This is a genomic window from Pseudomonas sp. GM21 (genome assembly GCF_000282215.1).
Lineage (GTDB): Bacteria > Pseudomonadota > Gammaproteobacteria > Pseudomonadales > Pseudomonadaceae > Aquipseudomonas.
The window spans coordinates 78,500-104,415 of record NZ_AKJS01000066.1 but is presented as its reverse complement, the minus strand read 5'-3'; the positions used below and the strand labels follow the sequence as shown (position 1 = coordinate 104,415).

Sequence of the window (25,916 nt, the reverse complement as noted above, 5' to 3'; positions counted from 1 at the left end):
TGGCGGGCGCAATGCCAGCCGATACGCCGGTGGCGATGATTGAAAATGCATCGTTGCCGCATCAACGGGAATGTCGGAGCAGCCTGATGGCGATGGAAGAAGATGCCTGTGCTTTCGAGTTGAAAAGCCCGGCAATCCTGGTGATCGGCGCGGTCGCAGCCTGTGCAACTCGATCTCTGTGGGAGCACGACTTGCCTGCGTTGACGGCGGATCACTCAGCGTAAAGCTGCATGCATCACTCCATTTCACCAAATCGCAGACAAAGAAAAGCCCGGCTTAAGCCGGGCTTTTCTCAGAGCGGCGCGCTAATTACTTAGCGTTAGCTTCAACCTGCGCTTCTACGCGACGGTTTACAGCACGGCCTTCAGCGGTATCGTTGCTAGCAACTGGCTTGGATTCGCCGTAACCAACAGACTCAACGCGCGAGCCTTCAACACCGTACTGGTTGGTCAGAACTTGCTTAACGGCGTTTGCACGACGCTCGGACAGTTTCTGGTTGTAAGCGTCAGGACCGACGGAGTCAGTGTGACCTTCAACAGTAGTGGAGGTGGCTGGGTACTGCTTCATGAAATCAGCCAGGTTCTTGATGTCAGCGTAGCTGTCTGGCTTGACTACCGACTTGTCGAAGTCGAATTTCACGTCCAGTTCAACACGAACAACTTCAGCAACTGCCGGGCAGCCATCAGCGTCAACAGTTACGTTGGCTGGGGTGTCTGGGCACTTGTCAACGTTGTCGCACACGCCATCGTTGTCGCTGTCGGAGCAAACTTCTGGAGCAACAACCGGAGCAGGCTTGTTACCACCGCCGAAGTTCACACCCAGACCGATGGACGGAATGTAGTCAAAACGGCCGTTGTCCAGTTTGTAGTCAGCTTCTACGCCAGCACGAGCGTAGACGTTTTCCACGAAGTACCACTTAACGCCAGCGCCTGCAGTCAGGAAGGTTGACTGGTCACGACCGCTGTGGCCATCAGCTTTTACGTTGGTCATGCTGCCGTGTTTAACGCCACCCAGCACGTAAGGACGCAGAGCGTCGCCAGCGTTGTTGAAGTGGTATTGAGCGTTCAGACCGAAGCTGTCGCCTTCGATTTTCTGATTGCCAGTGTTGTTTTCCGAACGAGTGTAGTCTTCAGCGTTGTAGGTGAAGTTCAACGATGTATCGTCGGTCAAGAAGTAACCGATGGAGGCGCCAGGAGTGTAACCATCTTGAACGTTGTCAACGCTGTCGTTGTACTTTTTCCCGTAGTTAAGCTCGCCTTCAAAAGCGCCTTGGCCTTGTGCCAGAACGCCGAAAGAAGTAGCGGCAATAAGAGTACCAATGGCCAAGCCCAAGGTGTTTTTCAGTTTCATCCGTTAAATCCCCATCTGGTGATTGTAAAGCAGTCCCTCAAACCGGGGGACAACTCGGCGGCTAGTCTATCAGAACTAGCCTACACGTAAGAGATATTTGCGCTGAACTAAGTTTCAGCACTGCCTGCAAATTTCTCACGCAATTTATCAAGAGCGCGTTTGTACCGCATTTTTGTTGCACTCAATCCCATATGCATAATATCCGCGATCTCCTGAAATTCCAGCTCTGCGACAAATCGTAGCACCAAAATTTCACGGTCAATCGGATTTACATACACAAGCCAGCGATCCAGTCCACCCTTATCCTCAGGTTTCGGCATCTTTTCCTCAGATGCTTCCTCGAGGGGGTCCAGACTCAAAGCGTCCATCAAGCGACGCTTTCGCCGTTCCTTTCGATACTGTGTGATGCATTCGTTATACGTGATGCTGTATAGCCACGTCTTGAACTTTGATTTCCCCTCAAAGTTCTTCAAGCCATACAACACCTTCAGCATCACTTCCTGACAGACATCGTCTGCGTCACGATCGTTCCCAAGGTATCGGGCACAGACGTTAAATAATGTTCGCTGGTAACGCCGCATCAATTCTTCATAAGCGCGCGTTACGTGAAACAGCTCGGTATGCGAGCGCGCGACCAACTCCTCATCAGAGAGCTCGCGGGGGTCGTAGCGCGTGGAGAGCGATTGAGCTTTATTCAAAACAAGTCGGGCCGACAGTCAGGTCAATGTCCGCCGCGCCCTTTCAGGGCATTTTGCGGCGGCATACGTTAGCAGGGTTTGCCGGGTTAGCGGCTACTCACATGCTGCTCCAGGAGAATCCGATTTGAGAGAGAGACTAGCTCACCCTCATCGGTCAGCAATGTAGTTTTAACCGTGCCGATCTCTTCTATCTGCCCCTCAACCTCACCAACACGCACTTGTTGCCCAACCTCATATAGCTCACGCACATAGATTCCCGCAAGAATCTGACCGGCAATTTCCCGGCTTCCCAACCCCATGGCCAGTGCAACTGCCAGACCAACGGTAATCAAAACGATAACAATTACATGGTTCAGAAGGTCAGTCTTGACCTCCAACTGGCTGATCGCAACCGAAATGCTGATGATAATCACCAGCCCCTGAGCAATTCGTCCCAATCCTGAAGCGTAGTCCAGTCCTACGCCTTCTGCCGCCCCGCGTACCAATCCATTGGCCAGTTGTGCCAGCAAAACACCCACCAGCAACACCAGCGCCGCGCCGAATACTTTCGGCAAATACAGAGCTAACATATCTAGCGTAGCTGAAACTCGCTCAAGTCCAAGGGATTCTGCGGCAGAAACCAGAAAAATTAGCAGAACGAACCAATAGACGATTTTTCCGATCAAGGTCGAGATCGGTACCTGAAGCCCGGCGCGGGACAGCAATTTGGTCAGACCGGTGCCGCCCATCAGGCGATCGAGCCCCAGCTTGGCGAGCAGCTTGGACAACAAAGTGTCCAAAAGTTTCGCCACGACAAAACCCAACAGCAGCACAACCAGTGCGCCAAACAGGTTCGGAATGAAGTTCGCAACCTTGGTCCATAACGCAGTCATTGCGGTGACGAGGCTCTGAGTCCAGAGATCAAGTTCCATATTAATCAGCCTTATCAGCAGTGCGAACGGTAGGTTTACGGTGGCGGGAAACCGGCGAGACGTGGGCCGAGCCGTTATTGAGGGCAATCATCAGCGCGGGCAACCAGCGGCCCAGCAGGCTGAACAGATCGCCGGCGCCGACCTGGCGGTTGGCGGTTTTCAGTACACGCCCAAGGCACGCATCATCGTCCCGGGTGGAGGGTGATGCATTGAGCATGTCACGCAAAGACTGTTCAAACGGATCGTGCATACGCACCTCTCGTGATGTCTGTGAAAGACGCGGTCAAATTTGCTCGGGTCACATGACTCATGCTCAGACCCAGCGCAAACGTCGAAATAACCACCACTGCGCGAGCGCCACCGAGACCATCATCAGGCACGCAATGAGGAAGCCATAGGGGCTGTCAGAGAACGGAATCCCCCCCACGTTGATCCCCAAAAGACCGGCCAGAAAACTCATCGGCAAAAAGATCCCGGTGATGATCCCGAAACGGTACATCGTGCGGTTCATGCGTACGCTCAGACGTCTGTCTTCAGCCTCAAGGACCAGCCCCACCCGCTCCCGGGTCAACTCCAGCTCCTCAAGGTAGCGGGTCAGGCTGTTGTTCAATTCGTTCCAGTAATCGCCATCGTCTTCGACAAACCAGGGCAGCCTTATACGCGTTAGTTGCCCGAAAATCTCCCGCTGAGGTGCAAGGAAACGTTTCAGCGCGGCGGCCCTGCGACGAATCTGCAAAATCGCTCCGTGCTCGGGCGTATACCGTTCGTCGGTATCCAGTTTTTCTTCTTCCTCATCGACCACTTCCGAGAGGCAACTGACCAGATCCTGCACTTTGTTGGTGAGGTACTGCGCCATATACAGGACGAGTTCAGAGGCGGTTTTCGGCCCTTTGCCATCAGTGAGCTGCACCAGCAATTCATCGGTGGCGCGCAAGGGTCGCAGACGCAAAGAAATAACACGCTGAGCTGAAGCGAAAATCCGCACCGAGACCATGTCTTCCGGTTCTGCGCCAGGGTTCAGGTTGACCCCACGCAGAAACAGCAACAATTCGGCGTCCGGCAAGGGCAACAGGCGTGGCCGGGTGTTTTCTTCGAGTAAAAGGTCACAGCTGAATTCACTCAGACCGCTGGATTTACGCAGCCAGGTCTGGGTTTGTGGATGACTGCGATCCCAGTGCAGCCACAGGCTTTCATGAGCCTGTAGCTGCAAGTCATCGAGTTCAGTCCGGGCTATCGAACGCGCGCCGCCTTTACCGTCCAGCACCAGGGCATGCACCAGGCCCCATTGCGCGTTTTCTTCCTCGAACATCCGCATCCCTTTGTTGGTTTTGGCTTATTCAGGCATTTTCAGCGGGCTTGGCGAAATGATCACGCCGTTGTTGTCCGCGTAGATGTAATGGCCTGGATGGAATGTCACGCCCGCAAAGGTCACCGGCACATTGAGATCGCCGATACCGCGCTTGTCGGTTTTCATCGGATGGCTGGCCAGGGCCTGAACGCCGAGATCGGTTTGCGCAATGACATCGACGTCACGGATGCAACCATAGATCACCAGCCCTTCCCAACCGTTTTTCGCGGCTTTCTCGGCGATCATGTCGCCCAGCAGCGCACGACGCAGAGAACCGCCCCCATCGACCACCAACACCTTGCCATTGCCCTTGAGCTCGGCCTGGTCCTTGACCAGCGAGTTGTCTTCGAAGCACTTGATGGTCACGATTTCGCCGCCGAACGAGTCACGGCCGCCGAAATTGCTGAACATCGGTTCCAGCACCTGCACCAGCTCCGGATAGGCGTCGCACAGGTCAGGCGTGAGGTAATGGTTCATCGAGAAACTCCTGTAAAGAGGAAGACAATCGAGGGTGTCGAACGTGACCAAAATAGCTCAATGCGTCATATCTTAGCCGCAAGCGGAACAGAGCGGAATGCCCTTGTTAGAGCATCGGGCTCATACTGCCGCGGCCAGATCCGGCTTATCGCCCATCAAAGGTGTCTGTTGATCGCCCAGCCAACGCGCCACCAACGGCCAGACTTCGGCTTGAGCGGCTTTGCTGACGAGCATTTCCACGTGACCAAAATCGTCGCCAAAGCCCTGATCGCGACCAAGGTTGATGAATTGCTTGTGCTCGGAGCCGATCTGGTCGAACAGTTTGAGGCACTCCGACGCCGGGTCCTGATGATCGCCCACAGCGCTCACGGCCAACACGGGCACCGCAACGTTGGCCAAGCCGGCCCACCAGTCCTTGTCGGCATCGCCGAAACGCCCAAACAAACCGTACCAGCGCATGCTTTCCAGGGCCAGGCCAATCGGCTCGTCCTCCGGGCCGCGCTTGAGCCGGGATCCCGATAGCTGCGCAAAGCGCTTGAGAATGAAACGCCCGCTCCATTCCACCGGTGGAATTTTCAATGGCCAGTAAGTCCGGCTGACCTGCGCGCCAAAGAACGCCGCAGATGCCACCACAGGCTCGCCGATGTACTCTCCGCCCAACGCCGCCGCCAGCGTGATACCGCCCAGTGAGTGACCGATCCAGTGTGGAACCTGACCGCTCTGTTCACGTACGAACGCGCCAATGGCTGGCAGGTCGTAACGAGCGTAGTCGGCGACCCGGTTCTTGCGGTAGTTCTGATTGCGTTGGGACAGGCCATGGCCGCGCATTTCCGGAATCCACACATCGAACCCCTGACGCGTCAGGTACGCGCCCAATCCCAGCCCCTTGGGGGAAAACCAGAAGCGCCGATTGGAAAAGCTGCCATGCAACAAAATCACGGGCACACCGCGCCCCACCGGCCCATCGGCCATGCCCAACCGGGTAACGGCCAGCTCTACGCTAGGGTCCGGGCTGTTGGCCGGTTTCAATCGGTAAACATCTTCGCTCAGATCCCCACGCCGTTCGGCGCTGATCAGGGCGACAGGAAATAGGTTGCTGCTGCTTTGCATAATGCTCTTGCACAAAAAAGGGCGGCATCCAATTGGAGCCCGCCCTACTTCACTCTCAAAGCCCCGGCCACTTGACCGGGGCTTCATTCACATCAAGCCGAAGCCTGACCTTCAGCCAGGAAGAACCAGGTTTCCAATACGGAATCGGGGTTCAACGAAACGCTTTCGATGCCCTGCTCCATCAGCCACTTGGCCAGGTCCGGGTGGTCCGAAGGACCCTGACCGCAAATGCCGATGTACTTGCCAGCCTTGTTACAGGCCGCGATAGCGTTGGCCAGCAGCTTTTTGACCGCCGGATTACGCTCGTCGAACAAGTGCGCGATGATGCCGGAGTCACGGTCCAGGCCCAGTGTCAGCTGAGTCAGGTCGTTGGAACCAATCGAGAAACCGTCGAAGAATTCCAGGAATTCTTCAGCGAGGATCGCGTTGGACGGCAGTTCGCACATCATGATGATGCGCAGACCGTTTTCGCCGCGAGCCAGACCGTTTTCGGCCAGCAGATCGATCACCTGGCTGGCTTCGCCCAGGGTACGGACGAACGGCACCATGATTTCGACGTTGGTCAGGCCCATCTCGTTGCGCACACGCTTGAGGGCGCGGCATTCGAGTTCGAAGCAGTCGCGGAACGATTCGCTGATGTAACGCGAAGCGCCACGGAAGCCCAGCATCGGGTTTTCTTCTTCCGGCTCGTAGAGCTTGCCGCCGATCAGGTTCGCGTATTCGTTGGACTTGAAGTCCGACAGGCGCACGATGACCTTTTTCGGCGTGAACGCTGCCGCCAGGGTGCTGATGCCTTCCACCAGTTTGTCGACATAGAAGTCGACCGGGTCGTTGTAACCGGCAATGCGCTTGTCGACGCTGTCCTTGATGTCTTGCGGCAGACCGTCGTAGTTCAACAACGCTTTGGGGTGAACACCGATCATGCGGTTGATGATGAATTCCAGACGGGCCAGGCCCACACCGGCGTTCGGCAGTTGCGCGAAGTCGAAGGCGCGATCCGGGTTGCCGACGTTCATCATGATCTTGAACGGCAGGTCCGGCATGGCATCGACGGAGTTTTTCTTGATGTCGAAGCCCAGTTCGCCTTCGAAGATGTAACCGGTGTCGCCTTCAGCGCAGGAAACCGTCACGCCTTGGCCGTCTTTCAACAGCTGGGTGGCGTTGCCGCAACCGACCACGGCCGGGATACCCAGTTCGCGAGCGATGATTGCCGCGTGGCAGGTACGACCGCCACGGTTAGTGACGATGGCGCTGGCGCGCTTCATGACCGGTTCCCAGTCCGGGTCGGTCATGTCGGAAACCAGAACGTCGCCCGGCTGGACTTTGTCCATCTCGGACACGTCCTTGATGATGCGGACCTTGCCGGCGCCGATGCGCTGGCCGATGGCGCGACCTTCAACCAGCACGGTGCCGGTTTCTTTCAACAGGTAACGCTCCATGACGTTGGCCTGGGTGCGGCTCTTCACGGTTTCAGGACGAGCCTGAACGATGTAGAGCTTGCCGTCGTCACCGTCTTTGGCCCACTCGATGTCCATCGGGCACTTGTAGTGCTTCTCGATGATCATCGCTTGTTTGGCCAGTTCGCTGACTTCAGCGTCGCTCAGACAGAAACGAGCGCGATCAGCCTTGTCGACGTCGATAGTCTTGACCGATTTACCGGCCGTGGCGACTTCGCCGTAGATCATCTTGATGGCTTTGCTGCCCAGGTTGCGGCGCAGAATGGCCGGACGACCGGCAGCCAGCGTACCTTTGTGCACGTAGAACTCATCCGGGTTCACCGCGCCTTGTACGACGGTTTCACCCAGGCCGTAGGCGCCAGTGATGAACACCACGTCACGGAAACCCGATTCGGTGTCGAGGGTGAACATTACGCCGGCGGTGCCGGTCTCGGAGCGGACCATGCGCTGAACGCCAGCCGACAGGGCCACCAGCTTGTGGTCGAAGCCCTGGTGCACACGGTAGGAAATCGCACGGTCGTTAAACAGCGAAGCGAACACCTCTTTGGCGGCGCGAATAACGTTTTCGACACCACGGATGTTCAGGAAAGTTTCCTGCTGGCCGGCGAAGGATGCGTCCGGCAAGTCTTCGGCGGTAGCGGAAGAGCGAACGGCCACGGCCATGTCAGGGTTGCCGGCCGACAGCGTGGCGAACGCAGTGCGGATCTCGGCGTTGAGCTTCTCGGGGAATTCGGCTTCCATGATCCATTGACGGATCTGGGCGCCGGTACGGGCCAGGGCGTTGACATCGTCGACATCCAGGGCGTCGAGGGCGGCGTGGATCTGATCGTTGAGACCGCTCAGTTCCAGAAAATCACGATAAGCCTGAGCTGTCGTGGCGAAGCCACCGGGCACCGATACACCGGCACCTGCAAGGTTACTGATCATCTCGCCCAGGGATGCGTTCTTGCCCCCTACGTGCTCTACATCATGGACGCCGAGCTTATCGAGGGAAACTACGTACTCTACCAAGGTGATCTCTCCACTAACTGTGTTGGAAAAGCTCAGAAGCCGGCTGCTCAAAGGAGCGTTTTGCGGCTGTATGGCCTGGACCTGGAAAATAAGTGAGAATGCGGGCCACTGGCGGCCGACAAACCGCGCCTATCATATCCAAGATTCGTCATTAGCTTAAGGCCCAAGGTGCAAATGAAACGATCTGCTTTCTTTATTTCCGACGGTACCGGCATCACGGCCGAAACTTTGGGTCAAAGCCTCCTGGCGCAGTTCGAAAACATTACCTTTAGCAAATTCACGCGACCGTACATCGATAACGTGGATAAAGCGCGGGCCATGGTACAACAAATCAACAAAGCCGCTGAAACCGACGGTTTCCGGCCGATTATTTTCGACACCATCGTCAATCAGGACATCCGTGAGATCCTCGCGACTTCGAATGGTTTCATGATCGACATTTTCTCGACGTTCCTGGCACCGCTTGAGCAGGAATTGACCGAGCATTCTTCCTACACCGTGGGCAAATCCCACTCCATCGGCGCCAACACCAATTACATGGAACGCATCGAGGCGGTGAACTTCGCCCTCGACAACGACGATGGCGCCCGCACGCACTACTACGACAAGGCCGATTTGATCCTGGTCGGCGTGTCGCGTTGCGGCAAGACCCCGACCTGTCTGTACATGGCCATGCAATTCGGCATCCGCGCGGCCAACTACCCGCTGACCGAAGACGACATGGAACGCCTGACCCTGCCAAGCGCCCTGCGCACCCATCAACACAAACTGTTTGGCCTGACTATCGACCCGGACCGCCTTACCGCGATCCGCAACGAGCGCAAACCTAACAGCCGTTATTCAAGCTATGCCCAGTGCGAGTTTGAAGTGCGCGAGGTGGAAAACCTGTTCCGCCGCGAGAACATCCCGCACATCAACTCCACGCATTTTTCGGTGGAAGAGATTTCCGCCAAAATTCTTGTGGAGAAAGGCGTGGAGCGGCGGTTCAAGTAGTTCTGCGTCGCCTCTTATATCGCCATCGCGGGCAAGCCCGCTCCCACAGTGACTTTTGGTCGCACACTACTTGGTGTAACTGAAGATCGACTGTGGGAGTGAGCCTCCTCGCGATGGCGGTGTGCCTGACAACATCAATGTTGAATGTCAGGGCCTCATCGCGAGCAGGCTCGCTCCCACAGGGGTTTATTGTCCGGCTTAGAACGAGTCGCCTGGGACGCGGACAAAACCTTCCATCAATACCCGCGCACTGCGGCTCATGATGGCTTTGTTCACGGTCCATTCACCGTTCACCAGGCTGGCCTCGGCGCCAACGCGCAACGTTCCCGACGGATGGCCGAAGCGCACAGCGTTACGTTCAATGCCGCCTGCCGCGAGGTTTACCAAGGTGCCGGTAATCGCCGCTGCCGTGCCGATGGCTACGGCGGCCGTGCCCATCATCGCGTGGTGCAATTTACCCATCGACAATGCACGGACCAGCAGGTCGACATCCCCCGCCGCAATCGCCTTGCCGCTGGACGACACGTAGTCTGACGGTTTGGCCACGAAGGCCACCTTAGGGGTGTGCTGACGCTTGGCCGCTTCGTCGAGGTTCGAAATCAAGCCCATGCGCAATGCGCCATAAGCACGGATCGTCTCGAACATCGCCAGCGCCTTCGGATCGCTGTTGATCGCGCCCTGCAACTCGGTGCCGGTGTAACCGATGTCCTCGGCATTGACGAAAATCGTCGGGATGCCGGCATTGATCATGGTCGCCTTGAAGGTTCCGACGCCGGGTACTTCGAGGTCATCCACCAGGTTGCCAGTGGGGAACATCGAACCACCGCCGCCCTCCTCTTCTGCCGCAGGATCGAGGAATTCGACTTGCACTTCGGCGGCCGGGAAGGTCACGCCGTCGAGTTCGAAATCACCGGTTTCCTGTACTTCGCCGTTGGTGATCGGCACGTGGGCGATGATGGTCTTGCCGATGTTAGCCTGCCAAACGCGAACAATTGCTACGCCGTTATGCGGGATGCGGCTGGTATCCACCAAGCCGTTGCTGACAGCAAACGAACCGACCGCCGCCGTCAGGTTGCCGCAGTTGCCGCTCCAGTCGACGAATGGCTTGTCGATGGACACCTGACCGAACAGGTAATCCACATCGTGATCGGCCTTGAGGCTTTTCGACAGGATCACGGTTTTGCTGGTGCTGGAGGTTGCGCCGCCCATGCCGTCGATTTGCTTGTCGTACGGATCGGGGCTGCCGATCACGCGCAGCAACAAAGCATCGCGGGCCGGGCCGGGAATCTGTGCCACTTCTGGCAGGTCTTTCAGGCTGAAAAACACGCCTTTACTGGTGCCGCCACGCATGTAGGTGGCAGGGATTTTGATCTGAGCTGCGTGAGCCATGTGCTCGTTACTCCTTACCTTGAAAACAGACACGGGACTTAAAGTCCCGTGTCCGTACAGCGTGTGTTAAACGGCGACTGCCGACTCTTCGAGGAAGTCCTGGGCAAAGCGTTGCAACACACCGCCGGCTTCATAGATCGACACTTCTTCAGCGGTGTCGAGGCGGCAGGTCACCGGCACATCGACGCGTTCGCCATTCTTGCGATGGATCACCAGCGTCAGCTCGGCACGCGGTGTGCGCTCGCCGATCACGTCGTAGGTTTCACTGCCGTCGATGGCCAGGGTGTGACGGTTGGTGCCGGCTTTGAACTCCAGCGGCAACACGCCCATGCCCACCAGGTTGGTGCGGTGAATGCGCTCGAAACCTTCAGCGGCAATCGCTTCCACACCCGCCAGACGCACGCCTTTGGCCGCCCAGTCGCGGGACGAGCCCTGACCGTAGTCGGCGCCGGCGATGATGATCAGCGGCTGCTTGCGGTCCATGTAGGTTTCGATGGCTTCCCACATGCGCATCACTTTGCCTTCCGGCTCGACGCGCGCCAGCGAACCCTGCTTGACCTTGCCGTCTTCCAGAACCATTTCGTTGAACAGTTTCGGGTTGGCGAAGGTGGCACGTTGTGCGGTCAGGTGGTCACCACGGTGAGTCGCGTAGGAGTTGAAGTCCTCTTCCGGCAGGCCCATTTTCGCCAGGTATTCGCCGGCGGCGCTGTCCAGCATGATCGCGTTCGACGGCGACAGGTGATCGGTGGTGATGTTGTCCGGCAGTACTGCCAACGGACGCATACCCTTGAGCGGACGTGCCCCGGCCAACGCGCCTTCCCAGTACGGCGGACGGCGGATGTAGGTGCTCATCTCGCGCCACTCGTACAGCGGCGCTACTTTCGGGCCGGTGTCTTCGTGGATGGCGAACATCGGGATGTAGACCTGACGGAACTGCTCCGGCTTCACCGATGCCTTGACCACGGCGTCGATTTCTTCGTCGCTCGGCCAGATGTCTTTCAGGCGGATTTCCTTGCCATCGACCACTGCCAGCACATCTTTTTCGATGTCGAAACGGATGGTCCCGGCGATGGCATAAGCAACCACCAGCGGTGGCGAAGCGAGGAACGCTTGCTTGGCGTACGGGTGAATCCGGCCGTCAAAGTTACGGTTGCCGGACAGTACGGCAGTGGCGTACAGGTCGCGGTCGATGATCTCTTGCTGGATCACCGGGTCCAGTGCGCCGGACATGCCGTTGCAGGTGGTGCAGGCGAAGGCGACGACGCCGAAGCCCAGTTGCTCCAGTTCGTCGGTCAGACCGGCTTCATCCAGATACAGCGCGACGGTTTTCGAACCCGGTGCCAGGGAGGATTTCACCCATGGCTTGCGGGTCAAGCCGAGCTTGTTGGCATTGCGCGCCAGCAGGCCGGCAGCGATCACGTTGCGCGGGTTGCTGGTGTTGGTGCAGCTGGTGATGGCCGCGATGATCACAGCGCCGTCCGGCATTTGGCCAGGCACGTCGTCCCACTTGCCGGAAATGCCTTTGGCGGCCAGATCGGAAACCGCCACGCGAGCGTGCGGGTTGCTCGGGCCAGCCATGTTGCGCACGACCGTGGACAGATCGAAGGTCAAGCCGCGCTCGTATTGCGCGCCCTTCAGGCTGTCGGCCCACAGGCCAGTGGTCTTGGCGTAGTGCTCCACAAGCTGCACCTGATCGTCTTCACGGCCAGTGAGCTTGAGGTAGTCGATGGTCTGCTGGTCGATGTAGAACATCGCGGCAGTGGCGCCGTATTCCGGAGCCATGTTGGAAATGGTTGCGCGGTCGCCGAGGGTCAGCGCGGCAGCGCCTTCACCGAAGAACTCCAGCCATGCGCCAACCACTTTTTGCTTGCGCAGGAACTCGGTCAGCGCCAGCACCATGTCGGTGGCGGTGATGCCCGGTTGCAGCTTGCCGGTCAATTCGACGCCGACGCTTTCTGGCAGACGCATCCAGGAGGCACGACCAAGCATCACGCTCTCGGCTTCGAGACCGCCCACGCCAATGGCGATCACGCCCAGCGCATCAACGTGCGGGGTGTGGCTGTCGGTGCCGACGCAGGTGTCGGGGAACGCCACGCCGTCACGTACCTGGATCACCGGAGACATTTTCTCCAGGTTGATCTGGTGCATGATGCCGTTGCCTGGCGGGATCACGTCGACGTTCTTGAACGCCTTCTTGGTCCAGTTGATGAAGTGGAAACGGTCTTCGTTACGGCGGTCTTCGATGGCGCGGTTCTTCTCGAACGCCTCCGGATCAAAACCACCGCGCTCGACGGCCAGCGAGTGGTCGACGATCAATTGGGTCGGTACGACCGGGTTCACTTGCGCCGGGTCGCCGCCTTGCAGGGCGATGGCGTCACGCAGGCCGGCGAGGTCGACCAAAGCGGTCTGGCCGAGAATGTCGTGGCATACCACGCGCGCCGGGAACCACGGGAAGTCGAGGTCGCGCTTGCGTTCGATGAATTGCTTCAGGGATTCGGTGAGCGTGGCCGGGTCACAGCGACGCACAAGGTTTTCCGCCAGCACGCGCGAGGTGTACGGCAGGGTGTCGTAGGCGCCAGGGGCAATGGCTTCGACTGCCGCGCGGACGTCGAAGTAATCCAGATGGCTGCCGGGCAGCTGTTTACGAAATTCTGTGTTCATCGTCAGGGACTCGGTCACGGTAGTTACAAAGGGGGCGTCTGACGCTGGAGTTGAATTGAAACCGGATCAAATGTGGGAGCGAGCCTGCTCGCGATAGCGGTGTATCCGTCGACATCAATGGTGAATGTCAGTCCGTCATCGCCGGCAAGCCGGTCTCGCTCCCACAGGGTTTTCGGTTCCTTCAGTATCCAGCGTCAGTGCCCTCCAGATCAGCGTTGTTCGATTGGCACGAACTTGCGCTGTTCGACGCCGGTGTACTCGGCGCTCGGGCGGATGATGCGGTTGTTGGCACGTTGTTCGAACACGTGGGCAGCCCAACCGGTCAGGCGCGAGCAGACGAAAATCGGTGTGAACAACTTGGTCGGAATGCCCATGAAGTGGTACGCCGAGGCATGGTAGAAGTCGGCGTTCGGGAACAGTTTCTTTTGTTCCCACATGGTTTTGTCGATGGCTTCGGAGACCGGGAACAAGACTTTGTCGCCCACTTCTTCAGCGAGTTTTTTCGACCAGCCCTTGATCACTTCGTTACGCGGATCGTTGTCCTTATAGATCGCGTGACCGAAGCCCATGATCTTGTCTTTGCGCTCAAGCATGCCGAGGGTGCCTTCGATCGCCTCTTGCGGCGAGCTGAAGCGCTCGATCATTTCCATCGCTGCTTCGTTGGCGCCGCCGTGCAGAGGACCACGCAGCGAGCCGATAGCGCCGGTGATGCAAGAGAACAGATCCGACAGGGTGGACGCGCAAACACGTGCGGTGAACGTCGACGCGTTGAACTCGTGCTCTGCGTAGAGGATCAGCGAAACGTTCATCACCTTGACGTGCAACTCGCTCGGCTTTTCACCGTGCAGCAGGTGCAGGAAATGGCCACCGATCGACGGTTCGTCAGACACGCAGCTGATGCGCTTGCCGTCGTGGCTGAAGCGATACCAGTAGGTCATGATCGCCGGGAATGCGGCCAGCAGACGGTCGGTCTTGTCGTGTTGCTCGGAGAAATCGTTCTCCGGTTCCAGGTTGCCCAGGAACGAGCAGCCGGTACGCATCACGTCCATCGGGTGGGCGTCGGCGGGGATGCGTTCCAGCACTTCTTTCAAGGCTTGTGGCAGGTCACGCAGCTTGCTCAGTTTGGCGACGTAAGCGGCCAGTTGCGCTTTGCTCGGCAGTTCGCCGTACAGCAGCAGGTAAGCGACTTCTTCGAACTGAGCGTCAGCCGCCAGTTCACGAACGTCGTAGCCACGATAGGTCAGGCCTGCGCCCGATTGGCCCACAGTGGACAGTGCGGTTTGCCCGGCAACCTGGCCACGGAGCCCGGCGCCACTGAGTACTTTTGCTTCGGCCATTGCTGTCTCCAGTATTTCTTGAATTTGTTTGGGAATCTGCAATTTCTTTCAGATTTACATCGCACACTTGTAGCAGCTGGCGAAGCCTGCGTCCGGCTGCGCAGCAGTCGTAAAACCTGCAGACACGGTCGCCAGTTTTTGCGAGGCCTTCGGCCTCGAACGCAGCCTCGCGGGCTCGGCAGCTGCTACAGGGTTGCGTTCTTCATTACTTCTTCGCGGCGAACAACGCATCGAGCTTCTGCTCGAAGGTGTGGTAGTCGATGCGATCGTAAAGCTCCATGCGGGTCTGCATGGTGTCGATGACATTCGCCTGGGTGCCATCGCGGCGCAGCGCGTTGTAGACGTTTTCCGCCGCCTTGTTCATGGCACGGAAGGCCGACAGCGGGTACAGCACCAGCGACACGTCGACAGCGGCGAGTTGCTCGGTGGTGTACAGAGGCGTCGCGCCGAACTCGGTGATGTTGGCCAGGATCGGCGCTTTCACACGGCTGGCGAACAGCTTGTACATGTCCAGTTCGGTGATGGCTTCCGGGAAAATCATGTCGGCGCCCGCCTCGATGCACGCAGCAGCGCGATCCAGGGCAGATTCCAGACCTTCGACCGCCAGGGCATCGGTACGAGCCATGATCACGAAGCTGTCATCGGTACGCGCATCCACTGCGGCCTTGATGCGGTCGACCATTTCCTGCTGGGTAACGATTTCTTTGTTAGGGCGGTGGCCGCAACGCTTGGCGCCGACCTGGTCTTCGATGTGAATCGCCGCAGCGCCGAACTTGATCATCGACTTCACGGTGCGGGCGACGTTGAACGCCGAGGAACCGAAACCGGTGTCCACGTCCACCAGCAGTGGCAGGTCGCAGACGTCGGTGATGCGACGCACGTCGGTCAGCACGTCATCCAGGCCGGTGATGCCCAGGTCCGGCAAACCGAGGGAGCCGGCAGCTACGCCGCCACCCGACAGGTAGATCGCCTTGAAACCGGCGCGCTTGGCCAGCAACGCGTGGTTGGCGTTGATTGCGCCGACCACTTGCAATGGATGCTCGCTGGCGACCGCATCGCGGAAACGCTGGCCTGGAGTGCTCTTGTTCAAACTCATGACTCACCTCGTTTGGCTGTCGGGTTGGCGCCGTCCTGGTAATGACGGGCGATATTGCGTTTGGAGGCGCCGATGTGACGGCGCATCAACAACTCGGCCAGTTCACCGTCACGGTCGGCGATGGCATCGAGAATTCGGTGGTGCTCGGCAAATGCCTGGTGCGGGCGATTAGGTACGGTGGAAAACTGGATGCGGTACATGCGCACCAATTGATACAGCTCGCCGCAGAGCATTTGGGTCAGCGTGCGGTTGCCGCTGCCCTGGATGATTCGGTAATGAAAGTCGAAATCGCCTTCCTGCTGGTAGTAGCCCAGTCCGGCCCGAAACGCCTCATCGCGTTCGTGGGTTTCGAGGACACGGCGCAGTTCGTCGATTTCTTCGAGGGTCATACGCTCGGCGGCCAAGCGGCAGGCCATGCCTTCCAGGGACTCACGGATTTCGTAGAGTTCCAGCAACTCGGCATGGTTCAGCGAAACCACCCGCGCCCCAACATGCGGCACGCGCACCAGCAGGCGCTGGCCTTCCAGGCGATGGATCGCCTCACGCAGCGGCCCTCGGCTGATGCCGTAGATGCGCGCCAGCTCTGGCTCGGAGATCTTGCTGCCCGGGGCGATCTCGCCCTTGACGATGGCCGCTTGAATACGCCGAAAGACGTTTTCGGAAAGTGTCTCCGAATCGTCTTGGGTAGTGAGCGGGGGATCCAGTTGATCCAGCATATTGTCGACACCTTGAAAGCTGATGGCGCAAAAACTAGCGAAAACAGGGCGCGCAGTCAAAGGTTAATTCGATATTGTCGACAATCGTCTAATAACCAGTCGCTCCATAACAAAGCAGAACAGGGGTTATAGCCGCCTGCCAGCGCTGGCGCCATCAATCCACCGTGCTAGAATGCCGCCCGCATTTGTTTGTGGCATCTGCACGGCTTGTCATTAATAGCTGACAGGCATACGAGGGAACTTGTGCAGCAATGCCAGGGCCTTGAATCGAAGTACGGACCGCTGCACGCCAGGATTTATGAGACTCAAGCCCTTCCCGACATTCCTTTATCTCCTTTGTCTGCCCGGTTTTGCCGCGGCTGGGGAAAAGACGGTGTACGGCCTCAACGAGTACGCGTCCCTGAATGGCATCAACCTTGAAGTCGCGGCCAAACTCGACACCGGAGCGAAGACCGCTTCTCTGAGTGCCCGCGACATCAAACGCTTCAAACGCAATGGCGAGTCCTGGGTGCGCTTTTACCTGGCCATCGACGCCGCCCATTCGCACCCGATCGAACGCCCACTGGCCCGGGTCAGCAAGATCAAGCGCCGGGCCGGCGACTACGACCCGGAAGAAGGCAAGAAGTACACGGCCCGTCCGGTGATCGAGCTGGACATTTGCATGGGCTCGGCTTTACGCAGCATCGAAGTGAACCTGACCGACCGCAGCGCTTTCCAATACCCGTTGTTGATCGGCTCCGAAGCGCTCAAACGCTTCGACGCGCTGGTCGACCCCAGTCTTAAATACGCTGCTGGCAAACCCGCCTGCGCCACCGACGCTCATACCGCAGAGTAATTCCAATGCGCTCTCTTACCCTCCATCTGAAAATGCTGATCGCCATCCTGGTGGTACTGGGCATTTCAGTTACGGCCTATCAGATCTTCGTGCTCGGCATTCCCGTGACCGAAGACGCCACCGACGACTTGTGGAACATCGACGCCAAGGTCGAGTTCGTCGCCAGTGCCAAGGACCCGGTCAAGATCCAGATGTTCGTGCCGCCGCTGAGCCGCGACTTCGTCAGCCTCAACGAAAGCTTCATCTCCAATAATTACGGCGTGGCGGTGAACCGTGTCGACGGCAACCGCAAGGTCACCTGGTCGGCGCGCCGGGCCAAGGGCAACCAGACCCTGTATTACCGCCTGGTGCTGACCAAGCGTTACTCCGGCGAAAAATCCAAAGTCAAAGGCCCGACCTTCCGCGACAGCATCGCGATCGAAGGCCCGGAAAAACTCGCCGCCGAAGCCCTGCTCGCACCGATTCGCCAGCACTCGGCCGACGTCGAAACCTTCATTGGCGAGGCGATCAAGCGGGTCAACAACCTCAGCGACGACAATGTGAAACTGCTGCTGGCCGGCGATCCGTCCAGTGCGAACAAAGCCAAAATCATCGAGCTGGTCCTGTCCATCGCCCACGTGCCGGTGGAAAAGGTCCATACCGTTCGTCTGGTGGCCGACCAGCCGCAAGTGCCTGAGCTGTGGTTGCGCAGTTTCAACGGCACCGACTGGCTCTACTTCAACCCGGAAACCGGTGAACAAGGCCTGCCGACCGACCGCTTGCTCTGGTGGACCGGCGACGAAAACCTGATCACGGTCGATGGTGGCAAAAAAGCCAGCGTGACGTTCAGCCTGAACAACAGCGAAATGAACGCCATTCGCCTGGCCAAGCTGACCGATGAAAACACCGACGCCAACTTCCTTGAATACTCGCTGTATGGCCTGCCGCTGCAAACCCAGCAGACGTTCATGATCATGGTGATGATCCCGATTGGCGTGCTGGTGATCCTGATCCTGCGCAACCTGATCGGCATTCAGACACTCGGTACCTTTACCCCGGTGCTGATCGCCCTCGCCTTCCGCGAAACCCAGCTCGGCTTCGGTATCGTATTGTTTACGATCATCACGGCGCTGGGGCTCTCGCTGCGTTCCTACCTCGAACACCTGAAGTTGCAGATGCTGCCGAGACTGTCGGTGGTACTGACCTTCGTGGTGGTACTGATTGCGGCCATCAGCCTGTTCAGCCATAAACTCGGCCTGGAGCGCGGATTGTCGGTGGCGCTGTTCCCTATGGTGATCCTGACGATGACCATCGAACGCCTGTCGATTACCTGGGAAGAACGCGGCTCGGGCTTTGCCATGAAGGTGGCCATCGGCACCCTGTTCGCCGCGTCCCTGGCGCACTTGATCATGACCGTGCCGGAGCTGGTGTACTTTGTGTTCACCTTCCCGGCGATCCTGCTGATCCTGGTGGCCTTCATGCTGGCGATGGGTCGCTATCGCGGTTACCGCCTGACCGAACTGGTGCGTTTCAAGGCGTTCCTGAAGAAGGCTGACGCCTGATGTTCGGTTTCTGGAAGACCTGGAAGGCCCTGGAAGCCCGGGGCATCATGGGGATCAATCGGCGCAACGCGGACTACGTACTCAAGTACAACAAGCGCAGCCTGTACCCGATTGTCGATGACAAGATCATCACCAAGGAGCGCGCCATTGCTGCCGGCATTCACGTGCCGGAACTGTATGGCGTGATTTCTACCGAGAAGGAAATCGACAACCTCGACGAGATCATCGGCGGGCGCACCGACTTCGTGATCAAACCGGCCCAGGGCGCGGGCGGCGACGGCATCATTGTGATTGCCGACCGTTTCGAGGGCCGCTACCGCACGGTATCCGGCAAGATCATCAGCCATGAGGAAATCGAGCACCATGTCTCCAGCATCCTCACGGGCCTTTATTCCCTGGGCGGTCACCGCGACCGCGCGCTGATCGAATACCGGGTGATCCCGGACCAGATCTTCAAGAGCATCAGCTATGAAGGTGTGCCGGACATTCGCATCATTGTGCTGATGGGCTACCCGGTGATGGCCATGTTGCGTCTGCCGACCCGACAATCCGGCGGCAAGGCCAACCTGCACCAGGGCGCCATCGGCGTCGGCGTCGACCTTGCGACCGGGGAAACACTGCGCGGTACGTGGCTGAACAACATCATCACCAAACACCCGGACACCACCAATGCCGTCGACGGCGTGCAACTGCCCTACTGGGACGGTTTCATGAAACTCGCCGCCGGCTGTTATGAGCTGTGCGGGCTGGGTTACATAGGCGTGGATATGGTCCTTGACCAGGAAAAAGGCCCGCTGATCCTTGAGCTCAATGCCCGGCCGGGGTTGAACATTCAAATCGCCAACGATTGCGGCCTGACCTTGCGTACCCATGCGGTCGAAGCGCGACTGGAAGAATTGAAGGCTCGCGGGGTTACCGAAACGGTGAACGAGCGAGTGGCGTTTACGCAGGAAATGTTTGGGCATATTCCGGCGGTTGAGGGCTGATCCTTATAGTTGATCGTTCCCACGCTCTGCGTGGTAACGCCGCCACGGACGCTCTGCGTTCGCCTGTGACGCGGAGCGTCAGAGGATGCATTCCCACGCAGAGCGTGGGAACGATCAATCCCCTCTAGGAGCAAATCCTGCAGAGGACTACAATCGCCACCCCGCCTCGATGGCTGATCTGCCCCGCCCATGTTGACCTGTTCCGTACACCCGCTCCCTTATCGCGCCAACCCCGCCGAGTACTTCGCGGCGATTCGTCATGCTCCCGGTGCCGTGCTGCTCGACAGTGGCCGGCCGAATGCCGAGCGTGGCCGTTTTGATCTGCTCAGCGCCTGGCCGCTGGAGCAATTGGCGGTGCTGCCTGACGAAAGCGGCAGCGATTTCCTGCAACGTTTGCGCGACCAGCTGACACGACTCGGTAAAGCGGCTGTTCCTGACGAACTGCCCTTCGCCGGCGGCCTGATCGGTTATCTGAGCTACGATTTCGGTCGGCACCTGGAGCATCTGCCGACTCAGGCGCAAGACGACCTGCACTTACCCGACGCGCGTTTCGGGATATACGACTGGGCCTTGATCAGCGATCACCACGTGAAGACCAGTCAATTGGTCTTTCACCCGTCGTTGATTGAAAGCGGCCGCGAGCGCCTGATCACACTGTTCACTCAGGTGACGGCTGAAGTCCTTGAACCCTTCAAGCTGACAACGCCGATGAGCGCCGATCTGAGCACCGAAGAGTATCGCCAGGCGCTGGAACGTATTCAAAACTACATCCAGGCCGGTGACTGCTACCAGGTCAACTTCGCCCAACGTTTCCGCGCCGAGTGCAAAGGCGATCCATGGTCGGCGTATGTCGCGCTGCGAGCCGCCTGCCCAACACCCTTTTCCGGTTTCCAGAGCCTCCCCGAGGGTGGTGCGGTGCTGAGCCTGTCTCCGGAACGCTTCGTCAAAGTCAGCGAACGTCATGTGGAAACCCGCCCGATCAAAGGCACCCGCCCACGCGGCCTGACTGCTGCCGAAGATGCCGCGAACGCCGCCGAACTGCTGGCCAGCCCAAAGGATCGTGCGGAAAACCTGATGATTGTCGACCTGCTGCGTAATGACTTGGGCCGTACCTGCCGCATCGGCTCGGTACGGGTACCGGAGCTGTTCAGCCTGGAAAGCTATCCGAATGTGCATCACCTGGTGAGCAGCGTGACCGGTGAACTGGCCGATGAGCGAGATGCGCTGGACCTGATCGCCGGCAGCTTCCCCGGCGGCTCGATCACCGGTGCGCCGAAGATTCGTGCGATGCAGATCATTGATGAGCTGGAGCCGACCCGGCGCGGGTTGTACTGCGGGTCACTGCTGTATCTGGATGTGCGTGGCGAGATGGACAGTTCCATCGCGATTCGCAGCTTGCTGGTCAAGGATGGACAGGTGTGTTGCTGGGGTGGTGGCGGGATTGTCGCCGATTCCGAATGGCAGGCTGAGTATCAGGAATCAATTACCAAGGTAAAAGTCCTGCTCGATACCCTGCAAAATCTCTAAAGCCGAGCTTCTGAATGATCGTTCCCACGCTCTGCGTGGGAATGCAGCCCGGGACGCTCTGCGTCCCAAATCAGACGCGGAGCGTCTATTGAGGCATTCCCACGCAGAGCGTGGGAACGATTAGCTGTAATCGTTACAAACTCAAAGCCCGATTAGAAGCCTTGATGAACTCCTGCTTCAGTTCGTCAAAGGTGTGCACCGCCGGGAACTGCGGGAACTCGCGGATCACATTGTCCGGTGCATGGAACAGAATCCCGGCATCCGCCTCACCCAGCATCGTGGTGTCGTTGTAAGAATCCCCCGCCGCGATCACCCGGTAGTAAAGGCTCTTGAAGGCCAAGACCGACTGACGCTTGGGATCTTTCTGACGCAGCTGATAGCTGGTCACTCGACCGGTTTCGTCGGTAATCAGACGGTGGCAGAGCAACGTCGGGAAGCCCAGTTGACGCATCAGCGGCTGGGAAAACTCGTAGAACGTGTCCGACAGAATCACCACCTGAAAGCGCTCACGCAGCCAATTGACGAACTCAATGGCGCCATCGAGTGGTTTGAGCGTGGCAATCACTTCCTGAATATCGGTGAGTTTCAAGCCGTGTTCGTCGAGGATTCGCAGACGTTGCTTCATCAGTACGTCGTAATCGGGAATGTCCCGAGTGGTGGCACGGAGCGATTCGATCCCGGTTTTTTCGGCGAAAGCGATCCAGATTTCCGGGACCAGTACACCTTCAAGATCCAGACAGGCAATTTCCACAAGACACTCCCATTTGTATTGATTATTGAGTCGAGCGAGTAAAAAGACTGCCGAACTCTAGCGATTCAGGCTGACCGGCGCAACGCAGAGGGCGCGCCAGCGACAGCAGGATTTTGTTACCATCCGGACCATATAGAGCGCCCAGCGCCACCGACCTGTAGGAAGCCGCCCTGATGAGCCCAACGTTCGACGTCGTGGAACTTGCCACGACCTATGCCAATAAATCTGCGCAGGATATCCTGAAACTCGCGTTTGCCGAGTTTGGCGATGACCTGTGGATATCTTTCAGCGGCGCCGAAGACGTGGTGCTGGTAGACATGGCCTGGAAGCTGAACAAGAACGTCAAGGTGTTCAGCCTCGACACTGGCCGCTTGCACCCGGAAACCTACCGCTTCATCGATCAGGTGCGCGAGCACTACAAGATCGACATCGAACTGGTGTCGCCGGACTACACGAAACTTGAACCGTTCGTGAAGGAAAAGGGCCTGTTCAGCTTCTACAAGGACGGCCATGGCGAATGCTGCGGCATCCGCAAGATCGAGCCGCTGCGCCGCAAACTGGCCAGCGTAACCGCCTGGGCGACCGGTCAGCGCCGCGACCAGAGCCCCGGCACCCGCAGCACCGTCGCCGTGCTGGAAATCGACACCGCGTTCTCCACCCCGGAACGCACCCTGTACAAGTTCAATCCGCTGGCGCAAATGACCAGCGAAGAGATCTGGGGCTACATCCGCATGCTGGAGTTGCCCTACAACAGCCTGCATGAGCGCGGGTTCATCAGCATTGGCTGCGAACCCTGCACCCGGCCAGTGCTGCCGAATCAGCATGAACGCGAAGGTCGCTGGTGGTGGGAAGAGGCAACGCAGAAAGAATGCGGGTTACATGCGGGCAACATCATCGGCAAGTCCAAGGACTGATCCCAGTCTTTTGATTTCCCCCGGCGGGAGCACATTATTGGCTGGCCGGGGCGGTTGGGACGGTAGACCGCGTTATCGTTCATCGCGGGCAAACCCGCTCCCACAGGGGATTTGTGAGCGCCACAAATCCATTGTGGGAGCGTGGCTTGCCCGCGATGGCAGCACTTCGGTCCCAAGCCGAACTCACACCGCACTAAACCTCTGCCCCAAACCCTGCTCCGCAAACTGCTCGATGATGAAATCCACAAACGCCCGGGTCTTGCCCGGCAACAGTTTGTGTTCCACGTAATAGATCGAAATATTGCCATCGTCGACGTACCAGTCCGGCAACACTCGTTGTAGCTGCCCGTTTTCCAGATAACCCGAAGCGAACGGCATGCTCACCAGCGCAATCCCCAGCCCTTGAGCCGCTGTCGCACACGCGGCTTCCGAATCGCTCATGGTCATTCGCGCCTTCAGCGTCAATGGACTGTGCTGCTGCGTACGGCTGGTCAACTGCCAGGAACGCACCCGGCCGGTCTGCGGCGAACGAATCAGAATACCATCGTGATGTTTGAGATCATCAGGCTCGGCGATGACGTGCTGCGCCTCCAGATACCCGGCTGACGCCACCAATACCCGGTGCGCCGGTGTCAATTTGCGCGCCACCACACCTTGGGGCAATTCGAAACCACCGCCGATGGCCGCGTCGAACCCCTGCGCGATCAAATCGACCTGACGGTTATCGAAGTGCCAGTCCGGATTGATCGCCGGAAACCGCCGCAAAAACTCCCCCAGCAACGGCACGATATACAGACGTCCGAACACCGTGCCCATGCTCACCTTCAACGTCCCCGCCGGTCGCCCTTCGGCGCTGGCCAGATTGGCGACGGCATTCTGGATCGTGTGCAGGCTGGTACTGACCTCGCCAAGAAACAGCTGACCGGCCTCCGTCAGCGTCAGGCTGCGGGTGCTGCGTTGAAACAGCCGCACACCGAGCCGCGCCTCAAGTTTGGCAACACTCTTGCCCACAGCGGCCGGTGTCAGGCTCAACCGCCGGGCGGCCTCGGCAAAGCTGCCAACCTCGGCGCTGCGCACGAAGCATTCGATACTGCTGAAGGTTTCCATAAGCATCACTATAAACTTCTGGTTTACACAGACTATCGCAATTACCGTCTACCCAGCGTGTAATCCTCAATCGATACTAGGCTCCATCAACCGAGGCATCCGCCTCGGGACTTTGGAGATCGATATGACTACTCAGAACCTCATCGGCAAAGTGGCGTTGATCCAGGGCGGATCTCGCGGTATCGGCGCAGCCATCGTTAAACGCCTGGCCGCTGAAGGCGCAACCGTTGCCTTCACCTACGTCAGCTCCACCGCCAAAGCCGAAGAATTGCAAAACAGCATCACCACCAGCGGCGGCAAAGCCCTGGCCATCAAGGCGGACAGCGCCGACGCCGAGGCCATTCGCAGCGCCGTGAGTGCGACTGTCAAAGCCTTCGGCCGCCTGGACATCCTGGTCAACAACGCCGGCGTGCTGGCCGTTGCCCCTCTGGAAGATTTCAAGCTCGAAGACTTCGACCAGACCCTCGCCATCAACGTGCGCAGCGTGTTCATTGCCACGCAGGCCGCCGCCATACACATGACCGAGGGCGGTCGCATCATCAACATCGGCAGCACCAACGCCGACCGCATGCCCTTCGCCGGCGGCGGCCCGTACGCCATGAGCAAAGCGGCGCTGGTCGGCCTGACCAAAGGTCTGGCCCGCGACCTCGGCCCGCGCGGCATCACCATCAACAACGTGCAGCCCGGCCCGGTCGACACCGACATGAACCCGGCCCACGGTGACTTCGCTGAAAGCCTGATCCCGTTAATGGCAGTGGGTCGTTACGGCAAGGCTGAAGAAATCGCCAGCTTCGTGGCTTACCTGGTCGGTCCGGAAGCGGGTTACATCACAGGGGCCAGCCTGACCATCGACGGTGGTTTCGGCGCCTGATCCACGGTTTGATCGAAACAAAAACGCCGGCAACCCTGATCAGATTGCCGGCGTTTTTTTGTGTATCGCTCTAAGCCCATTCCAGGGCTGGCAAGCCGCAAGCGCTCGGTGTGAACGCCTTCAGCGTTCGAAGAATGCCATCGGCATGTGCGTATTTTTCATCCGCCATGGCCGCGTCCGGGATCGCTATCGCGGTCATCCCCGCCGCTTTTGCCGCAGTGACACCAAACGGTGAGTCTTCAAACACCAGGCAATCCTCAGGCGCTACGCCAAGGCGCCGCGCTGCCGTGAGGAAGATATCCGGTGCCGGTTTGGCGGCGCCTACTTCTGGATCATCCGCCGTCACGATGAAGTCGAACAGCGCAAACCAGTCACGGTGCAATGTGGTTTTCTGAGCGAACGACTGACGCGAAGAACTGGTGCCCACCGCAATCGGAATCTGGTTGGCCTTCAAGTGCCGCACCAGTTCTTCTGCACCCGGCATCGCCAGAGCGGCAGGAAAACGCTCGCGCATCAGCGGCTCACGGATCACCAGGAACTCTTCGGCGGTAATCGGCAGATCGAGCGCCTGGACCACGTAACGCGCCAGATCACCGGCACCACGACCGATAATGTTTTGCTTGATGCTCCAGTCAAAAACCCGACCGTAACGCGCGGCGATCAAGGACGTGACCTCGGTGTAAATGCCTTCGGTGTCCAGCAACAAGCCGTCCATGTCGAAAATCACAGCCTTGATCGGGCCGAACTGATTGAGCGGTGCATTCATCGCATCGGTTCCGTTTTCTAATGACGCCCCGGAGGCGGCTCAAATACAGCCGGTTCCGTGATCG

The 25,916-nt window shown here is 58.6% G+C and carries 23 protein-coding genes and 1 pseudogene; 8 read left to right on the top strand and 16 right to left on the bottom strand.

The genetic code is table 11. From position 1 onward, the window contains the following. Positions 1 to 224: pseudogene (locus PMI22_RS0129275) on the top strand (uroporphyrinogen-III C-methyltransferase); the annotation flags it as partial. An 85-nt stretch (positions 225 to 309) separates the two neighbouring features. Here PMI22_RS0129275 and PMI22_RS20265 read toward each other — a convergent pair. From PMI22_RS20265 to ppsA, 8 genes are all read right to left on the bottom strand, one after another. Continuing rightward, positions 310 to 1,350: an OmpA family protein gene (locus tag PMI22_RS20265; protein WP_007944525.1), complete on the bottom strand. Its 1,041-nt coding sequence runs from the start codon at positions 1,348 to 1,350 to the stop codon at positions 310 to 312. A 107-nt stretch (positions 1,351 to 1,457) separates the two neighbouring features. Then, positions 1,458 to 2,048 carry an RNA polymerase sigma factor SigX gene (gene sigX, locus PMI22_RS0129270; RefSeq protein ID WP_033049026.1) on the bottom strand — a complete coding sequence of 197 codons (591 nt, stop codon included), beginning with the start codon at positions 2,046 to 2,048 and terminating at the stop codon, positions 1,458 to 1,460. 86 nt (positions 2,049 to 2,134) lie between these two features. After that, positions 2,135 to 2,959, bottom strand: a complete 825-nt coding sequence (locus PMI22_RS20270; protein ID WP_007944522.1) for a mechanosensitive ion channel family protein — start codon at positions 2,957 to 2,959, stop codon at positions 2,135 to 2,137. Between the two features lies 1 nt (position 2,960). Next, the gene (locus PMI22_RS20275; RefSeq protein ID WP_007944521.1) at positions 2,961 to 3,209 is read right to left on the bottom strand and encodes a hypothetical protein; all 249 of its coding nucleotides are present in this window, start codon (positions 3,207 to 3,209) and stop codon (positions 2,961 to 2,963) included. Between the two features lie 63 nt (positions 3,210 to 3,272). Beyond that, positions 3,273 to 4,268 carry a zinc transporter ZntB gene (locus PMI22_RS20280; protein ID WP_007944520.1) on the bottom strand — a complete coding sequence of 332 codons (996 nt, stop codon included), beginning with the start codon at positions 4,266 to 4,268 and terminating at the stop codon, positions 3,273 to 3,275. A gap of 24 nt (positions 4,269 to 4,292) precedes the next feature. Next, the gene (rraA, locus tag PMI22_RS20285; RefSeq protein ID WP_007944518.1) at positions 4,293 to 4,784 is read right to left on the bottom strand and encodes a ribonuclease E activity regulator RraA; all 492 of its coding nucleotides are present in this window, start codon (positions 4,782 to 4,784) and stop codon (positions 4,293 to 4,295) included. A 120-nt stretch (positions 4,785 to 4,904) separates the two neighbouring features. Then, entirely contained in the window at positions 4,905 to 5,894 is a 990-nt protein-coding gene (locus PMI22_RS20290; protein WP_007944517.1) for an alpha/beta fold hydrolase, read from the bottom strand. A 92-nt stretch (positions 5,895 to 5,986) separates the two neighbouring features. Then, complete coding sequence (ppsA, locus tag PMI22_RS20295; protein WP_007944516.1) at positions 5,987 to 8,362, bottom strand: phosphoenolpyruvate synthase; 2,376 nt, start codon at positions 8,360 to 8,362, stop codon at positions 5,987 to 5,989. Positions 8,363 to 8,536: 174 nt separating this feature from the next. Here ppsA and ppsR point away from each other — a divergent pair, with 174 nt between their 5' ends. Next, on the top strand, positions 8,537 to 9,355 hold the full coding sequence (gene ppsR / locus PMI22_RS20300) for a posphoenolpyruvate synthetase regulatory kinase/phosphorylase PpsR (protein WP_007944515.1): 819 nt from the start codon (positions 8,537 to 8,539) through the stop codon (positions 9,353 to 9,355). A 198-nt stretch (positions 9,356 to 9,553) separates the two neighbouring features. Here ppsR and prpF read toward each other — a convergent pair whose 3' ends face one another. The 5 genes from prpF to PMI22_RS20325 form a co-directional block, all read right to left on the bottom strand. Then, positions 9,554 to 10,744, bottom strand: a complete 1,191-nt coding sequence (gene prpF, locus PMI22_RS20305) for a 2-methylaconitate cis-trans isomerase PrpF (protein ID WP_007944514.1) — start codon at positions 10,742 to 10,744, stop codon at positions 9,554 to 9,556. A 66-nt stretch (positions 10,745 to 10,810) separates the two neighbouring features. Further along, complete coding sequence (gene acnD, locus PMI22_RS20310) at positions 10,811 to 13,405, bottom strand: Fe/S-dependent 2-methylisocitrate dehydratase AcnD (RefSeq protein WP_007944513.1); 2,595 nt, start codon at positions 13,403 to 13,405, stop codon at positions 10,811 to 10,813. Between the two features lie 209 nt (positions 13,406 to 13,614). Then, entirely contained in the window at positions 13,615 to 14,742 is a 1,128-nt protein-coding gene (prpC, locus tag PMI22_RS20315; protein WP_007944512.1) for a bifunctional 2-methylcitrate synthase/citrate synthase, read from the bottom strand. Between the two features lie 205 nt (positions 14,743 to 14,947). Next, positions 14,948 to 15,838: a methylisocitrate lyase gene (gene prpB / locus PMI22_RS20320; RefSeq protein WP_007944511.1), complete on the bottom strand. Its 891-nt coding sequence runs from the start codon at positions 15,836 to 15,838 to the stop codon at positions 14,948 to 14,950. Then, positions 15,835 to 16,551, bottom strand: a complete 717-nt coding sequence (locus PMI22_RS20325; RefSeq protein WP_405046871.1) for a GntR family transcriptional regulator — start codon at positions 16,549 to 16,551, stop codon at positions 15,835 to 15,837. The genes prpB and PMI22_RS20325 overlap by 4 nt, the downstream gene beginning before the upstream one ends. A 301-nt stretch (positions 16,552 to 16,852) precedes the next feature. On the opposite strand from PMI22_RS20325, the gene rloA reads away from it, so the two are divergent. From rloA to pabB, 4 genes are all read left to right on the top strand, one after another. After that, positions 16,853 to 17,389 carry a retropepsin-like aspartic peptidase RloA gene (rloA, locus tag PMI22_RS20330; RefSeq protein ID WP_007944509.1) on the top strand — a complete coding sequence of 179 codons (537 nt, stop codon included), beginning with the start codon at positions 16,853 to 16,855 and terminating at the stop codon, positions 17,387 to 17,389. A gap of 5 nt (positions 17,390 to 17,394) precedes the next feature. Next, complete coding sequence (gene rloB / locus PMI22_RS20335) at positions 17,395 to 18,930, top strand: osmotic stress tolerance membrane protein RloB (RefSeq protein ID WP_007944508.1); 1,536 nt, start codon at positions 17,395 to 17,397, stop codon at positions 18,928 to 18,930. Further along, on the top strand, positions 18,930 to 19,916 hold the full coding sequence (locus tag PMI22_RS20340) for an alpha-L-glutamate ligase-like protein (protein WP_007944507.1): 987 nt from the start codon (positions 18,930 to 18,932) through the stop codon (positions 19,914 to 19,916). The genes rloB and PMI22_RS20340 overlap by 1 nt, the downstream gene beginning before the upstream one ends. Positions 19,917 to 20,105: 189 nt before the next feature. After that, entirely contained in the window at positions 20,106 to 21,443 is a 1,338-nt protein-coding gene (pabB, locus tag PMI22_RS20345; RefSeq protein ID WP_007944506.1) for an aminodeoxychorismate synthase component I, read from the top strand. Positions 21,444 to 21,576: 133 nt separating this feature from the next. Here pabB and thrH read toward each other — a convergent pair whose 3' ends face one another. Next, positions 21,577 to 22,194, bottom strand: a complete 618-nt coding sequence (gene thrH, locus PMI22_RS20350) for a bifunctional phosphoserine phosphatase/homoserine phosphotransferase ThrH (RefSeq protein ID WP_007944505.1) — start codon at positions 22,192 to 22,194, stop codon at positions 21,577 to 21,579. 173 nt (positions 22,195 to 22,367) lie between these two features. On the opposite strand from thrH, the gene PMI22_RS20355 reads away from it, so the two are divergent. After that, positions 22,368 to 23,108: a phosphoadenylyl-sulfate reductase gene (locus tag PMI22_RS20355; protein WP_007944504.1), complete on the top strand. Its 741-nt coding sequence runs from the start codon at positions 22,368 to 22,370 to the stop codon at positions 23,106 to 23,108. 183 nt (positions 23,109 to 23,291) lie between these two features. Here the strand turns inward: PMI22_RS20355 and PMI22_RS20360 are convergent, their stop codons facing one another. Next, positions 23,292 to 24,215 carry a LysR family transcriptional regulator gene (locus tag PMI22_RS20360; RefSeq protein WP_033049023.1) on the bottom strand — a complete coding sequence of 308 codons (924 nt, stop codon included), beginning with the start codon at positions 24,213 to 24,215 and terminating at the stop codon, positions 23,292 to 23,294. Positions 24,216 to 24,339: 124 nt separating this feature from the next. On the opposite strand from PMI22_RS20360, the gene PMI22_RS20365 reads away from it, so the two are divergent. Beyond that, the gene (locus tag PMI22_RS20365; protein WP_007944501.1) at positions 24,340 to 25,086 is read left to right on the top strand and encodes a 3-oxoacyl-ACP reductase family protein; all 747 of its coding nucleotides are present in this window, start codon (positions 24,340 to 24,342) and stop codon (positions 25,084 to 25,086) included. Positions 25,087 to 25,156: 70 nt separating this feature from the next. On the opposite strand, the gene PMI22_RS20370 is transcribed toward PMI22_RS20365, so the two are convergent. Then, entirely contained in the window at positions 25,157 to 25,852 is a 696-nt protein-coding gene (locus PMI22_RS20370; RefSeq protein WP_007944499.1) for an HAD-IA family hydrolase, read from the bottom strand. Between the last annotated feature and the right edge of the window lie 64 nt (positions 25,853 to 25,916).

What these genes read in the sequence shown, in the direction of transcription:
- PMI22_RS20265 (WP_007944525.1), bottom strand. Translation starts at nt 1,350, where the DNA reads ATGAAACTGAAAAACACCTTGGGCTTGGCCATTGGTACTCTTATTGCC.
- PMI22_RS20270 (WP_007944522.1), bottom strand. Translation starts at nt 2,959, where the DNA reads ATGGAACTTGATCTCTGGACTCAGAGCCTCGTCACCGCAATGACTGCG.
- PMI22_RS20275 (WP_007944521.1), bottom strand. Translation starts at nt 3,209, where the DNA reads ATGCACGATCCGTTTGAACAGTCTTTGCGTGACATGCTCAATGCATCA.
- PMI22_RS20280 (WP_007944520.1), bottom strand. Translation starts at nt 4,268, where the DNA reads ATGTTCGAGGAAGAAAACGCGCAATGGGGCCTGGTGCATGCCCTGGTG.
- rraA (WP_007944518.1), bottom strand. Translation starts at nt 4,784, where the DNA reads ATGAACCATTACCTCACGCCTGACCTGTGCGACGCCTATCCGGAGCTG.
- PMI22_RS20290 (WP_007944517.1), bottom strand. Translation starts at nt 5,894, where the DNA reads ATGCAAAGCAGCAGCAACCTATTTCCTGTCGCCCTGATCAGCGCCGAA.
- ppsR (WP_007944515.1), top strand. Translation starts at nt 8,537, where the DNA reads ATGAAACGATCTGCTTTCTTTATTTCCGACGGTACCGGCATCACGGCC.
- prpF (WP_007944514.1), bottom strand. Translation starts at nt 10,744, where the DNA reads ATGGCTCACGCAGCTCAGATCAAAATCCCTGCCACCTACATGCGTGGC.
- acnD (WP_007944513.1), bottom strand. Translation starts at nt 13,405, where the DNA reads ATGAACACAGAATTTCGTAAACAGCTGCCCGGCAGCCATCTGGATTAC.
- prpC (WP_007944512.1), bottom strand. Translation starts at nt 14,742, where the DNA reads ATGGCCGAAGCAAAAGTACTCAGTGGCGCCGGGCTCCGTGGCCAGGTT.
- prpB (WP_007944511.1), bottom strand. Translation starts at nt 15,838, where the DNA reads ATGAGTTTGAACAAGAGCACTCCAGGCCAGCGTTTCCGCGATGCGGTC.
- rloA (WP_007944509.1), top strand. Translation starts at nt 16,853, where the DNA reads ATGAGACTCAAGCCCTTCCCGACATTCCTTTATCTCCTTTGTCTGCCC.
- rloB (WP_007944508.1), top strand. Translation starts at nt 17,395, where the DNA reads ATGCGCTCTCTTACCCTCCATCTGAAAATGCTGATCGCCATCCTGGTG.
- PMI22_RS20340 (WP_007944507.1), top strand. Translation starts at nt 18,930, where the DNA reads ATGTTCGGTTTCTGGAAGACCTGGAAGGCCCTGGAAGCCCGGGGCATC.
- pabB (WP_007944506.1), top strand. Translation starts at nt 20,106, where the DNA reads ATGTTGACCTGTTCCGTACACCCGCTCCCTTATCGCGCCAACCCCGCC.
- PMI22_RS20355 (WP_007944504.1), top strand. Translation starts at nt 22,368, where the DNA reads ATGAGCCCAACGTTCGACGTCGTGGAACTTGCCACGACCTATGCCAAT.
- PMI22_RS20360 (WP_033049023.1), bottom strand. Translation starts at nt 24,215, where the DNA reads ATGGAAACCTTCAGCAGTATCGAATGCTTCGTGCGCAGCGCCGAGGTT.
- PMI22_RS20365 (WP_007944501.1), top strand. Translation starts at nt 24,340, where the DNA reads ATGACTACTCAGAACCTCATCGGCAAAGTGGCGTTGATCCAGGGCGGA.
- PMI22_RS20370 (WP_007944499.1), bottom strand. Translation starts at nt 25,852, where the DNA reads ATGAATGCACCGCTCAATCAGTTCGGCCCGATCAAGGCTGTGATTTTC.